At 69.3% G+C, this 4935-nt stretch carries 2 protein-coding genes; one reads left to right on the forward strand and one right to left on the reverse strand.

What is annotated here, in order from left to right; translation table 11 throughout:
- Positions 1–154 precede the first annotated feature (154 nt).
- Entirely contained in the window at positions 155–3685 is a 3531-nt protein-coding gene (locus tag ACZ3II_RS43465; RefSeq protein WP_465526763.1) for a hypothetical protein, read from the reverse strand.
- Positions 3686–3750: 65 nt separating this feature from the next.
- Here ACZ3II_RS43465 and ACZ3II_RS43470 point away from each other — a divergent pair, with 65 nt between their 5' ends.
- Positions 3751–4674, forward strand: a complete 924-nt coding sequence (locus ACZ3II_RS43470; RefSeq protein ID WP_465526765.1) for an alpha/beta fold hydrolase — start codon at positions 3751–3753, stop codon at positions 4672–4674.
- Positions 4675–4935 lie beyond the last annotated feature (261 nt).

The following is a 4935-nucleotide window of genomic DNA, read 5'->3' on the forward strand; positions in this document are numbered from 1 at the left end:
GGGTGGCGCTGAAACCCAGCGACACGAACTCGGCCCTGAAACTGCTGGCGCTGAAACCGACTGACACGCGGCGCTCGAAGTCACCTACAAACTCACGAGCGCGTTACGAAGGCGCGGACACGAGTTGCGTTACATCCCTCAGCTGCTGGAACACCTAAATACCTTCGGTGTATCGCGAACGTTCGTAATCGGACACCACATCAGCCACCCTGAGCACCACTCCCGGCGCCACCCGCGCTACCACCGACAACGGCACCCACCACCCGCCTACCGCGAACGCCTTCCCCAACAGCCGCAATGCCTCCGGCAGACCGACGGCCTCGGCCACTGCGGTCAGCGCCTCCGCCTGCCGGTCCGGGTCGGTGATGGATCGCGCGATCCGCTCGGCCCGGTGCGGGTGGCCGGCCGCGGCCACTGCCTCGGCCACCGCGATCAACGCCCATGCCTGCATGTTCGGGTCGGTGACGGAACGGGCGGCGTGCTCGGCGTCGGCGGCCAGCCGCCGGGCCCGGTCGGGGTCGCCAGCCGCGGCCACCGCCCCGGCCACCGCGATCAACGCCCGCGCATGCCGGTACGGATCGGTGATGGATCGCGCGATCCGCTCGGCCCGGTGCGGGTCGCCGGCCGCGGCCACCGCCCTGGCCACCGCGGTCAATTCCTGCGCCTGCCGGTCCGGGTCGGTGACGGAACGGGCGGCGTGCTCGGCGTGGGCGGCCAGCCGCCGGGCTCGGTCGGCGTCGCCGGCAGCGATCACCGCGGAAAACGCCTGCACCTGCAGGTCCGGGTGGATGGACTGAATGATCTGCTCGGCCCGGTGCGGGTCGCCGGCCACAGCCACCGCCCCGGCCACCGCGGTCAACGCCTGCGCCTGCAGGCTCAAGTTAGGGAGGGATCGCGCGATCTGCTCGGCCCGGTTCGGGTCGCCGGCCGCGGCCACCGCCCCTGCCACCGCGATCAATGCCTGCGCCTGGAAATACGGGTGGGCGATGGACCGAGCGACCTGCTCAGCCTGATCCGGGTCGCCGCCAGCGGCCACTGCCTCGGCCACCGCGATCAACGCCCGCGCATGCCTGTGCAGGTCGGCGTCGGAACGGGCGGCGTGCTCGGCGTCGGCGGCCAGCCGCCGGGCTCGGTCGGGGTCGCCAGCCGCGGCCACCGCCTCGGCCACCGCGATCAACGCCGGCGCATGCCGGTACGGATCGGTGATCGACTGAGCGATCTGCTCGGCCCGGTGCGGGTCGCCGGCCGCGGCCACCGCCCCGGCCACCTCGGTCAACGCCCACGCCTGCATGTTCGGGTCGGTGACGGAACGGGCGGCGTGCTCGGCGTCGGCGGCCAGCCGCCGGGCCCGGTCGGCGTCGCCGGCCACGGCCACCGCCCCGGCCACCGCGATCAACGCCCGCGCATGCCGGTACGGATCGGTGATGGATCGCGCGATCCGCTCGGCCCGGTGCGGGTCGCCGGCCGCGGCCACCGCCCTGGCCACCGCGATCAATGCCTGCGCCTGCGAGTTCGGGTCCGTGATGGATCGCGCGATCCGCTCGGCCCGGTGCGGGTCGCCGGCCGCGGCCACCGCCCCTGCGAGCTCGGTCAGCGCCTGCTCCTGCAGGTACGGGTCGGTGAAGGAACGGGCGAGGGCTTCGGCGCGGTCGGACTGGCCGAGGTGTGCCCAAAGGGCGGGCAATTCGGCGGGGATCTTGGTGTTGCGTTCGGTCAGGTTGTTACGGCGAATCGAGAGCAACGCCATGGCTTCCAGGTTGGGTTCGGGCTGGGCAAGTAGCAACGTTTGGGTGGTGGTGATCTCTATGAGGGCGGCGGTGTCGCCGCCGGACAGGTGGAGCATCCGGTCGTGGCGAGCGGTGTCGGTGGTCAGGGCGATCAGGCGGGTCAGGTCGCCGATGCTGGCAAGGAGGCGGTGGTAGCCCCCGAGTAGGTATACGGGTGTGGCGTCCGGCCAGTGTCGTACCCGGTAGGTGTCGGCCCAGGCGTGTAGCCGTTGCCGGTAGTCGTTGAGGCGTTGTGGGCCGATCCTGTTGGTGGCGGTGCTCTGGAGTTCCTCGTGGCCGAGCACGTACGCCTCGTCGCCGGGCCGCCAATAGCTGTCGCGAGGGGTGAACGTGCGTCCGGCCACGGTGGCGAGGTGTTCTTGGATCTGCCAGGAGAGTCCGCCAGTGAGTTCAGCCAGGTCCCGGACGCTGAGGCCGCCACCGGCGGCGGTGAGGAGACCCAGCAGGTCTCGTTCGGTAGGGCTGCCGTTGAGCAGTTGGGACAGCTCGCGCTGCATGTCTTCCTGCACCACTAGCGCCTGCGCGGAAGGGGCGAGCGCGAAGATGACGGCCGGGTCGTACAGCGGGTGGCCCGGGGGTACGTCGTCGGGTACGGGCGGGTTCGGCCGGCCGGCGACGATGATCCGTACCCCGTGCGGGGGTTTCTCCGGCAGCAGCGCGGCGATGCTGTGGGCGTCAGGTCCGGTGGTAACGCCGCGGTCCTCGTCGAGGCCGTCGACGAGGAGCACCAGGCGTCCACCGCAGGCCTGGCACTGCTCACCGGCCCGGGCCAGCAGGTACAGGAAGCTGTACTCGCGGGAGGCGTCGGTCAACACCGGCATCGGTTCACCGAGTAGTTCGGCGAGTTGTGCGACGACGACCTCGGTGAATGCGACCCGGTCGTTCTGCCCGGCGTATCGGGCGGTGATGAAGAACGACACGATGCTCACCCCGGCTGGGGGATGCAGCACGAACCAGGACATCAGCGCCGACTTGCCCGCCCACGGCCCCGCCCGCCAGTACCAGTACGTGCCGACGTCGGGCCCGGTGCAGAACGCGGCCATGTCGGCCAGCTCTTGATCACGGCCGTGCAGCCGCTCCGGGGCGATCCGGGTGACCTGCAGCCGGTACGCCGAGCGGGCCGGCACCACAGACCCGGCCGGGGCAACCGGCTCGGGACGTCGGCTGTAGTGACCGACGTTGTGCGCCCACCACAGGCCCTCGTCATCGGCGTCGGCCCAGCCACCACCGTCATGAGTAATCCGCTGCGGGCGCTGCCCGGGCGCCTTGTCCCGCAGAAACGAATGCAGGTGGCGAGAGCCGATCGTGGTGCCCGCGGTCGTGATTCCAGTCCGCAACACCTCAATCATGACGCGGGTAACCACCCCGCCGTAGGCGGGCTGATCCGCGCTGGAAGTCAGCAGCTCGTACCGGTGCGTCCGCCGGCCCAAACCGACCTGCTGCCATGCCGCTGCTTGTACCGCACCTACTCCCGCGTGGCAGGTGTCCAGCAGTACCAGCAGCCCGTCCAGGTTCGGGTTGTCGCGTAAACCCTCCTTCAACAGCTGCGACACATGCACGTCTGCGTCGAAGTGACCCAGGCCGTTGCCGTCGGCGGGCAGGTAGTAGAAGTCCTCGTCGACCGCGATGCCGTGCCCGATGAACGCCAGCACCAGCACCGACCCATCACCGTCGTTAGCCCGGGCGAACGCGGTCCGCACCGCCAGCATCAGGTCGGTCCGTGACGGGTCAATCAGCACCGGCCCCGCGTCCAACGCGGGCGTGCAGCCGCCCAGCCCTGGATCCACCAGAACCAGAGCCAGCTCCTGCGCCAACTCCGGTAGGAAGCTCAGCACCGGTGCGGCCGCGCACTGCGACCCGATCACCAAAGCAAGCCGGCGGGCGTGGAGGACACTCACCCAGCCACACTGTCAGAAGAAGCTCACTCTCAGCATCCGACTCATGTCTATGAAGGAATCCGTGTATGGCCCGCATCGTGCTCGTCCACGGCATCGCCCAGCAGCAACGCTCCGCCGACGACCTGGAACACGAATGGCTGCCCTCCCTCGCCGGAGGGGTCCGCACTGCCGGGCACCCCGACCTCGCCGACCAGCTCTGGCCGATCCAGCCCGCCGACCGGTGGGCCCGGATGGCGTTTTACGGCCACCTGTTCCTCACCCCCGACCAGCAGGGCCACACCAGCGACCTCACCGATGCGCAATGCGACTTCGCCGATGATATCGCCACCGAATGGCTCACCAACGCCCTGGACTCCACCAAGGCCCGCGACGCCGGCACCGCCCGCCAAGAACTACACGCTCTGCAACACGACCCCACCGGCGCCCAAGGACCGCGCGGCGTGATCGCCCGCGCGGTGGCATCCCTCGACCGTATTCCCTGGTTCGGCAACGCCGGATTCCACCTTGCCGGCCTCAACGCCATCATTGGCCAGGCCGTGCGCTACCTAACCGAACCTGCGATCCGGGAAGCCGCCATCGCTGCCGTCCACCAACACCTCAGCGACGACACCCGCGTCGTAGTCGCTCACAGCCTTGGCTCGGTCGTCGCCTACGAAGCCCTACATGCCCGACCACAATCGCTACCCCTACTCGTCACCCTCGGCAGCCCGCTCGGCCTAGCATCAGTGATTCGCCGCCTTCAACAGCCGCCCGCCTACCCGGCCGGCCTGCACCGCTGGATCAACCTCGCCGACCACGACGACATCATCGCCGCCCGCCCAAAACTCACCACGATCTTCAACAACACACGTCCCCCGGACGCCATCTTCGAAAGCACCTACACCGTCGACAACGGCGCCGAACCCCACCGCGCCAGCTTCTACCTCACCAAACCCACCATCGGCGCAGCAATCGCCGACGCACTTAACGCCGACAGCAGCAACCGCTGACGTCCTTCGCCAAGCAGCAGCGGTTCCCAGCCTTGTCTACGGGTCCGTAACGCGAACGGTGTTTCTGGCGTTCGGTCAGTAGTTCTCGGCGGCCGGCCAGCGGTCACCGAATGTGATGGCGAAGGCGTTGAGTACCGGCTTCCAACGCATCGTCCATCGGGTGCGGCCGGGCGCCGTTACGCACATTTGTCGACTCGCGATCCTGACCGGCCTGGTTCTTCTCATGACCGAGATGCTCGGTCATCTCCTCGTTCAACGCCG

The sequence above is a fragment of the Actinoplanes sp. NPDC019969 genome (genome assembly GCF_055562375.1).